Raw genomic sequence first — 8474 nt, forward strand, 5'->3', positions numbered from 1 at the left:
CACCAAGGATATCACGCGTGAGCCCGCCATGGGCGACAAGGATGCGGTGGCGACCATGGCCTTCGGCATGGAGGCGATCGCCGGCGGCACGGATCTTCTGGGTATCGGCGAGATGGGGATCGGCAACACCACCATCGCGGCGGCGATCTTCACCGCGCTCTATGGCGGCGAGGCGGCGCATTGGGTGGGGCGCGGCACCGGCGTCGATGATGCCGGGCTTGAACGCAAGGTCGCGGCGGTAGAGGCGGCGATCGCGCTGCATCGCGAACATCTCGGCGATCCGCTGGCGGTTCTCGCGCGTCTGGGCGGGCGGGAGATCGCGGCCATGGCCGGGGCGATCCTCGCGGCGCGCAGTGAGCGGGTGCCGGTGGTGGTTGACGGCTATGTCGCGACGGCGGCGGCGGCGATCCTGCACGCGATCGATCCGCGCGCGCTCGATCATTGCGTCTTCGGTCATCTCTCGGCCGAGGGTGCCCATCGTGACGTGCTCGAACGCCTTGGCAAGGTGCCGCTGCTTGCGCTGGACATGCGCCTCGGCGAGGGGTCGGGTGCGGCCATGGCAATGGGGCTGATCAAGGCCGCGGCCCATTGCCATGCCGGCATGGCGACATTCGCGGAAGCGGCGGTGGCGCAGAAACTGAACTGAAGGTCGCTCATGGCAGGGCCGAGCCATGCGGAAAGGCTCTTCGTAAGGGGCAGTCCGCATATGGCGCGGGCGCAAAGACGGGCATAATCGGCATGCGTTGCGGCAATTCCTGCCGGAACCGCGGGCCCGTGCGGCGCGTTCGCGTCGTGATCTGCCAATTCCGACCCTGGAAGGACCGCATGAGCGAAGAGACCCTCGGCTGGGTGCTGACCTACGATTCCTACGATCCCGACCGCGAAGCCCTTCACGAGGCGCTGTGTACGCTCGGTAACGGCTACTTTGCCACGCGCGGCGCGAGCCCGGATACCGCCGATGACGGCACGCATTATCCGGGAACCTATATCGCCGGCGGCTATAACCGCCTGACCAGCGAGGTCTCGGGCCGCAAGGTCGAAAACGAGGATCTTGTCAATCTGCCGAACTGGCTGCCCTTGAGTTTCCGCATCGGCGAGGGGCCATGGTTCCATATCGACGAGGTCGATATCCTCTCCTATAGCCAATCACTGGATCTCAAGCGCGGCCTGCTCCTGCGCGAGATCCGGGCGCGCGATGGTGAAGGGCGCATCACACGCTGGAGCGAGAAGCGGCTCGTCTCCATGGCCGAGCGCCATCTCGCGGCCCTCTCGGTGACGATCACGCCGGAAAACTGGTCCGGCACGATGCAGTTCCGCTCCGGCCTCGATGGCAGCGTCAGCAATAACGGTGTGGCGCGTTACCGCCAGCTGGCCTCGCAGCATCTCGACATTCTCGAGCTCGACCATCTCGGCGCCGACACGCTGTATCTGCGTGCGCGCACCAACCAGTCACGCATCGAACTCGCCATGGCGGCGCGTACGCTTGTCCATTGTGAAGATTGCGGCGTGCATCCGGAATACGAAACCCATGGCTCCGACCGACGCATCTGGCAGATCATCACCTGCGAGGCGCGTGAAGGCGCGCCGATCACGGCCGAGAAGGTCGTTGCCCTGCACAATTCACGCGACTGGGCCATCGCCGAGGCGGGGCTCGAAGCCAAGCGCACGCTGGGCCATGCCAGTGATTTCGCACAATTGCAGGCTGCTCATGAAATCGCCTGGCGGCATCTCTGGGAAGATTGTGACATCGAGCTCACTGACGGCGACATGGCCGAAACCGAGCTGAAATTGCGGGTGCATATCTTCCACTGCCTGCAGACAGCCTCACCGCATTCCATCGATCTCGATGTCGGCATCCCTGCGCGCGGCTGGCACGGCGAGGCCTATCGCGGGCATATCTTCTGGGACGAACTCTTCATCTTTCCCTTCCTCAGCCTGCGCCTGCCAACACTGACGCGCGCGCTCCTGCGCTATCGCTATCGCCGTCTGCCCGAGGCGAAACGGGCGGCGCGCGAGGAAGGCTTCGAAGGCGCCATGTTCCCCTGGCAGAGCGGTTCGAACGGGCGCGAGGAAACGCAGAAGCTGCATCTCAATCCGGAATCCGGGCGCTGGAACCCGGACAATACCCACCGCCAGCGCCATATCAACGCGGCCATCGCCTTCAATATCTGGCAATATTACGAGGCCACCGACGATTACGAGTTCCTCACCGCCTTCGGCGCCGAGATGTTTCTGGAAATCGCCCGGTTCTGGGCCTCGATCGCGACATACGATCCGGAAATCGACCGCTACGAGATCGAGGGCGTGATGGGGCCGGACGAGTATCATACCGCCTATCCTGGAATCGATGCGAGCGCGGAAGGCGGCGTCGACAACAACGCCTATACGAACGTCATGGTCGCCTGGCTGATGTCGCGCACCGAGGATGTGCTGGAGGCCATTCCCACGGCGCAGGCGGAGCGACTGTGCGAGACCATGGGCCTGTCGCCCGAAGAGCGCGCGCGCTGGTACGAGATCAGCCGCAAGCTGCGCGTGCCCTTCCACGATGACGGCATCATCAGCCAGTTCGAGGGCTATGACGATCTGGAAGAATTCGACTGGGAGGGCTACCGCGAGAAATACGGCGACATCCAGCGCCTCGACCGGATTCTGGAGGCGGAAGACGACGCGGTGAACCGGTACAAGGCTTCTAAACAGGCCGATGTGCTGATGCTGTTCTATCTGTTCACGGCGGATGAACTTTATCAGATCTTCGAACGGCTGGGTTATCCGTTCGGGCCGGAGCATCTCAGGCGCAACGTCGAATATTACATGGCGCGCACCTCCCACGGCTCGACGCTCAGCGGCGTCGCCCATGCCTGGGTGCTGGCACGTTCCGATCGCCCGCGCTCCTGGAAGCATTTCCAGCATACGCTCGACAGCGACATCGCCGATGTGCAGGGCGGCACCACGCCGGAAGGGATCCATACCGGCGCCATGGCAGGAACGATCGACCTCGTGCAGCGCTGTTTCGTCGGCATCGACATGCGCGGCAACACGCTGCATTTCGACCCGGCCCTGCCTGACGAGATCAAACGCATCCGGGTCCGCCTGCGCTATCGCCGGCAGGTGCTCGATGTCGACGTGAACCACGAAACACTCGTCATCGAGAGCCGGTCCTACAGCGCCAGTTCGATCAAACTCGCCTATCGCGGACATTACCGTGATCTGGCGCCCGGTGAAAGCTGCCGCTTCAGGCTGATCAAGCCGGATGAGCGTCTGCGTGACGAGAACCGGCGCAAGCAAGGCCAGCGCGCCGCCGAGTGAGCCGCGCGTTGCGGTTCAACGCCGGTGTCGACGCGCGAGGCTGGTGACGTCGCCTTGATCAAGGGGGCGCTCCCCGTGCTTCAGGGCAGCGGGGCGGGATCGTGCAGTGTGAGGCTCTCGCCTCACTTGCCGAATTCCACCACGCCGAAGGCGACGAGCAGGGCCATGCCCCAGAGATAGAAGGAGAAGTATTTCAGTTTGGCACGATAGAGCAGCTTCAGGACGATCTGGAGCGCGATCGTGCCGATGAGCGCCGAGACGACGAAACCGACGCTGGCGGCAGCCCAGTTGATGCGCAGCGCTTCGCCGCTGAGATACACTTCGGCGCTCTGGACCAGCGTCGCGGCGAGGATGGTGGGGAAGGCGATCAGGAAGGAATACTCCGCCGCACGCTTGCGCTTGAGTCCGACGAACAGCGCGGCGATGATGGTCATGCCCGAGCGGCTGATGCCGGGGATCAGCGCAAGCCCCTGGGCGAAGCCGATGGTGAGCGCCATGCCGATGCCGAGATCCTTCAGCCCGTAGCGGCGTGGCTTCAGCCGGTCGGTCAGCCAGAGCAACACGCCCGTCGTGGCCAGTGTGATCGGGATGATGGCCGGATTGGCGAAGACCCGCTCGAACATGTCGCGGAAGGTGAGCCCCATCACACCGGTGACAAAGACCGAGAGCAGCCCCATCGCCCAGAGCCAGACCAGGAAACGCGCCTGAGGCGAAGCCCGGCGCTCCAGCGCAATCTCGCGCGCGGCGATGATCGAGCCGCCGAGAAACTGTGCCAGCGTCTTGCGGAAGACCACGATGATCGAGACCAGCGTGCCGACATGCACGATCAGGTCGAACAGGATCATTTGCGCGCTCTCGGGCGGCGGCATCTGCGAGCCCTGCGCGATCAGGAAATGCTGGGTGAGCACGAGATGCGCGGTCGACGAGACCGGCACGAACATGAATACGCCCTGGACGATTCCAAGAAGCGCCGCTTCAAAAAGGGTCATACCGGCTCCGATCGGGCGCGCCCGCCCGCCCCTACATCATCGCGCGCAGCTTTCCCGCCAGCGCTTCGGTTCCGGCATAATCGATCTTGCCCGATCCGAGAACAGGAATTTGCGCCACCAGCACCGCGCGCGGCAGCCAGAGATCGGAAAAGCCCTTGTCGCGGCCATGCTCGACCACCGCTTCGCGATCGGCATCGGCTTTCTCCGTGACGAGAACGAGCTGCTCGCCCTTGCGCTCGTCTGCCAGGGCCACGACCACATGGGTGTCGTCGGGCCACAATTCCTGGATCATCGTCTCGACGGCAGCCAGAGAGATCATTTCGCCGCCGATCTTGGCGAAGCGCTTGGCGCGTCCGCGAATCGTGACGAAACCGTCCTCGATCAGGATGATGTCCCCGGTATCGTGCCAGCCGTCTTCCGGCGGGATCAGCCGCGTGGGATCATCCGGATCGATATAGCCGGCCATGACGTTGGGGCCGGCAATCGAAAGCCGTCCGCCGCGCTTGATGCCCTCCACGGGCGTCAGTTTCCAGCGGATGCCCGGCAGGAAGGGGCCGACCGAGCCGTGACGGTGACGCTGGGGCAGATTGCAGGCGATGACCGGGGCGCATTCCGTCGCGCCATAACCCTCGAGGATCATTGCGTCGTAACGCTTCCACAGCCGTTGCGTCTCCTCGCGCACACGTTCGGCCCCGGCGACGATATAGCGGATCGAGGACATATCGACATCGCCGGCGGCGCGGGCATAGCCCTGGAGGAAAGTATCCGTGGCGAGCAGGAAGGTCGCCTTCGCGCTCTCGATCAGCTTCGGCACCTGCTTGTAATGCAGCGGGCTCGGATAGAGGAAGGCGCGGATGCCATGGATCACGGGCAGGATCAGTCCCGCCGTCAGGCCGAAGGAATGGAACACCGGCAACGGGTTGAAGAAGATGTCGTCCCGGCTGAGCACGCCTTCGGCATGCTGCATCACCTGGCCGGCATTCGACAGAAGATTGGCATGCGAGAGCACGACGGCCTTCGGCTTGCCCTCGGAGCCCGAGGTGAAGAGGATCACCCCCTCGTCATCCGGTGTCGGCCCGGATCGCTTCGCCAGCGCTCCGGCGAACAGGCTCTCGGCTGCCGCGCGCGCCTTGTCGAGGCTGCTGACCTGATCGCGTATGTCTTCGAGATAGATCACCCGTCGCCCCGGCGCGATCGCCGCGAGAGCATCGTCGAGCTTGCCTTCGTCGATGAACTTGCGCGACGTGACGATGGTGCCGATCGCGGCGATCTCGCAGGCGGCTTTCAGATTGGCGGGGCCGGAGGTGAAATTCAGCATCGCCGGTACACGGGCGAAGGCGTGCAGACCGAAGAAGGTGACGGCCGTGGCCTGGACACTGGGCAGGAACACGCCGATCCGCTCGCCCGGTTGCGTATCCGCAACGAGCTTGCGCCCGAGGGCGAGCGCTCCGATCACGAGGCGGCTATAGGTCAGCGGCTGACGCTGGGCGTCTTCGAGGATGACGGTCTTGCCGCCAAAGGCGATTTTCGCGTCGACCAGCGCCTGAAACAGATGCCGGCGCACGGCAGCGGTGCCGGTGAAGGCGGGGGCGTCACCGGTCATCGGTGGGTCGAGGCTGATCGTGGCGGAGGCTGCTGGGCTGTCATTCATCCAACCAGAATAGAATCGAATGCGCATTCTTCAAAGCCGGAATGAACGCCTGCGTCGATGAAACTGGTGTGGCAATCAACAGAAGTGCAATCCCGGGCTGTTTCTGTTTTGTGATCTTGAATTGTTTTTCGCGAAAAATGCATAATATCGGGCAGGTGAGACTTGCGGAACACAGTGGGAACCCGTAATGTGTTCGTGATTTGTTTGATCTCGAATCGCAAGGCGGAACCATGCTCACGCGTAAGCAGCACGAATTGCTGACCTTCATCCATGAACGCATGCGCGAATCGGGCGTGCCGCCATCCTTTGACGAAATGAAGGATGCGCTGGATCTGAAGTCGAAATCCGGCATCCACCGTCTGATCACGGCGCTGGAAGAGCGTGGTTTCATCCGGCGGCTGCCGTATCGCGCGCGCGCGCTGGAAATTCTGCGCATGCCCGAGGCATTGCAGCGTCCGCTCGGTGGTGCCGGTTCCGCTGCCGGCACCGGGCGCGGTGGCTTCTCGCCCAGTGTCGTCGAGGGCGGCAAGATGGAAGGCGGCAAGGTCGAGGGCGGCACGGGAGCGGGCCACAAGGGAGCGGGCGACAAGGGGCGTGATCGCAACGATGCGCGGCATGGCAGTCTTGCGGATGACGCCGATATTCCCAATCCCCTCGCCGATGAGGATTACGAGCGTGCGGTGAACATCCCCGTCATGGGGCGCATTGCGGCGGGCACGCCGATTTCGGCGATCCAGAATCCGATGCATACCATCGCGGTCTCGCCCGATTTCATCACCGGCGGCGAGCATTACGCATTGGAAGTGCGCGGCGATTCGATGATCGAAGCGGGTATTCTCGACGGTGATATCGTCGTCATCCGCCGCCAGGATGTTGCCAATACCGGTGATATCATCGTTGCGCTGATTGATGCGGAGGAGGCGACCCTGAAACGCTTCCGGCGACGCGGCTCATCCATTGCGCTCGAGGCGGCGAATCCGGCCTATGAAACACGCGTGCTGGGGCCTGATCGCGTCCAGATTCAGGGGCGGCTGGTTTCGCTGGTGCGCCGTTATTGAGAGCAGCGCCCGCGCCGCCTCCGCCCGGGTAAGGGGAGGCGCCAGCTGATGAGCCCTTGTTCTACACGCTGATCCGGGCGCGTCGTGCTGGCGCGGCGCATGCCGCCCGCAGCTTCAGGGCTTCCGCCGATCAGGTTGGGTCGGATCGCGCGGTCGTCGCGGGCTCAGTCATCGGTGTTGCGCAAGAGCCAGGGGCGGGTTTCGTTCGCGCGGCGCACGCCCGTAAAGCGCCTGATCGGATCGGCATCAGGAGCGTCCGCAACGCTATCCGTCCCCACATCCGTCCCGGCTATGCCACCGCTACGGCCACCGTCAGGTCTCTTACCAAGCCTCTTACCTAGCCTCTCACCTAGCCTCTCACCAAGCCTATCCCCACGCCCGTCGCCGCGCCTCTCCCAGGTACTCCCCCCAGGCATCCCACCGGTCGTTTCCCGGATCATCCCTCGCTCCGGTTCTGTGTCAGCGCCTTGGCGTTCAACATCGCCGTCGAACCGCGCCACTCCCGCCGGCGCATTCCCGGAATCGGGATCTTCGGCCCCGGAACCGGCGATCTGCGGCTCGAATGGCTCTCCACTCTCCGCAGGTGCGTCCGGCATGGCCGCGAATTGCGTCGCATCCGCACCGAAATTCTCGGCGAAATGCGCACTGACTGCACCATGCCGCTGCAGCGTCATGCGATCGATCACGCGGGGCGCCGCGCATGAGGGCGGGGCTTCCAGCGGTGTGATGACGATGGCCGCGCGTGCGCAATCCTCCCTGAAGGCGCGCGCATCCATCACGAAAGCGACTGCATGCCCGCCGACCAGAGCCTTGGTGCAGCCGAGGGGATCGCAGTTCACGCCCGCATGCAGGGACGCGTCGGAGTCCTCCGGCGCATCCGTCATCAGCCGCGCATCGCCATCGGCCTTCAGCCATTGCGCGGTGACGAAGGTGCTCGGACGGCCCAGCAGCACGAGCCTGCCATCCGCGCCCCTGATTGCGGCGCCCGCACCGTTGCGATCGACATAGAGATCGGGCCGATCCGGTGTCATGGCGAGCGCGAAGCCGATGCCTGCCGGGATCACCGCCAGCCGTCGCAGCGGCGAGACGAAGAGCGTCGCCATGAGCAAACCGATCACCATCAGCGCCAGCGCCCCGTTGCCGAAAGCGGCGACGGGCAGGTTCGACCCTTCGAAACCGGCGACGAAATGGGCCACGTCGAGCACCCTGGCAATGCCGAAGCCCATCACCTGCCAGGCGAAATGGTCAAGGCCGAAGCCGATCAGGAATACGCCGATCACGCCCGCCGGCATCACCACGAGCGAGACGATGGGCAAAGCCAGGGCATTGCCGATCAGACCATAGGGATTGGCGATCTGGAAATGATAGGCGGCGAACGGGCCGGTTGCGATGGTCGCGATGATGGTGGTGGTGAGAATGCCAAGCATGCCGGCGGCGAGCCAGCGCAGGAAGCGGCCCGCCGCGCCGGGC

General features: G+C 64.3%; 6 protein-coding genes. 3 read left to right on the forward strand and 3 right to left on the reverse strand.

The window, feature by feature from the left end; all coding sequences use genetic code 11:
• Together VKP01_RS09390 and VKP01_RS09395 are read left to right on the forward strand one after the other, a co-directional pair.
• Nucleotides 1–646, forward strand: a 646-nt coding sequence (locus VKP01_RS09390) for a nicotinate-nucleotide--dimethylbenzimidazole phosphoribosyltransferase (RefSeq protein ID WP_324411890.1), incomplete at its 5' end; no start/stop codon positions are given.
• Nucleotides 647–825: 179 nt separating this feature from the next.
• The gene (locus VKP01_RS09395; protein ID WP_324411891.1) at nt 826–3306 is read left to right on the forward strand and encodes a glycoside hydrolase family 65 protein; all 2481 of its coding nucleotides are present in this window, start codon (nt 826–828) and stop codon (nt 3304–3306) included.
• A 122-nt stretch (nt 3307–3428) separates the two neighbouring features.
• Here VKP01_RS09395 and VKP01_RS09400 read toward each other — a convergent pair whose 3' ends face one another.
• A complete protein-coding gene (locus VKP01_RS09400) occupies nt 3429–4295 on the reverse strand; it encodes an undecaprenyl-diphosphate phosphatase (RefSeq protein ID WP_324411892.1) in 867 nt (288 codons plus the stop codon).
• Between the two features lie 31 nt (nt 4296–4326).
• Nucleotides 4327–5946, reverse strand: a complete 1620-nt coding sequence (locus VKP01_RS09405) for an AMP-binding protein (protein WP_324411893.1) — start codon at nt 5944–5946, stop codon at nt 4327–4329.
• Between the two features lie 230 nt (nt 5947–6176).
• On the opposite strand from VKP01_RS09405, the gene lexA reads away from it, so the two are divergent.
• A complete protein-coding gene (gene lexA / locus VKP01_RS09410; RefSeq protein WP_324411894.1) occupies nt 6177–7004 on the forward strand; it encodes a transcriptional repressor LexA in 828 nt (275 codons plus the stop codon).
• Between the two features lie 164 nt (nt 7005–7168).
• On the opposite strand, the gene VKP01_RS09415 is transcribed toward lexA, so the two are convergent.
• The coding region (locus VKP01_RS09415) for a ComEC/Rec2 family competence protein (protein WP_324411895.1) at nt 7169–8474 on the reverse strand (1306 nt) is incomplete at its 5' end.

The sequence above is a fragment of the Saliniramus sp. genome, assembly GCF_035311605.1.
Lineage (GTDB): Bacteria > Pseudomonadota > Alphaproteobacteria > Rhizobiales > Beijerinckiaceae > Saliniramus.

Bases quoted from the DNA above. Each gene is read 5' to 3' on its own strand.
- VKP01_RS09395 (WP_324411891.1), top strand. From the start codon at position 826: ATGAGCGAAGAGACCCTCGGCTGGGTGCTGACCTACGATTCCTACGAT.
- VKP01_RS09400 (WP_324411892.1), bottom strand. From the start codon at position 4,295: ATGACCCTTTTTGAAGCGGCGCTTCTTGGAATCGTCCAGGGCGTATTC.
- lexA (WP_324411894.1), top strand. From the start codon at position 6,177: ATGCTCACGCGTAAGCAGCACGAATTGCTGACCTTCATCCATGAACGC.
- VKP01_RS09405 (WP_324411893.1), bottom strand. From the start codon at position 5,946: ATGAATGACAGCCCAGCAGCCTCCGCCACGATCAGCCTCGACCCACCG.